Genomic DNA, 242 nt, shown 5'->3' on the forward strand with positions numbered 1-242 from the left:
GCACCTGCCCACCGTCCTGACCGCGTACGCCGCCCACTACAACGGACGACGACCCCACCGCGGCCGCAACCTTCAGCCACCACCGTCCGAGCACCCCATCGCCGACCTGACGAAGCGTCAAGCGCCAGCCCGTCCTCGGCGGCCTGATCAACGAATACGAACGAGCCGCCTAAAACCCCAGGTCAAGGCCGGTATCCGAGTTCTGGCACCCCACACGCGGCCGGGTGGACGGAGCTGCCTGA

General features: G+C 68.2%; 1 pseudogene. It reads left to right on the forward strand.

Annotated elements, in window-relative coordinates:
• Positions 1 to 173: pseudogene (locus tag FMEAI12_RS38095) on the forward strand (transposase); the annotation flags it as partial.
• Positions 174 to 242 lie beyond the last annotated feature (69 nt).

Origin of the sequence: Parafrankia sp. Ea1.12 (assembly GCF_900465275.1) — a bacterium.
In the GTDB taxonomy this organism is placed as follows: Bacteria; Actinomycetota; Actinomycetes; order Frankiales; family Frankiaceae; genus Parafrankia; species Parafrankia soli.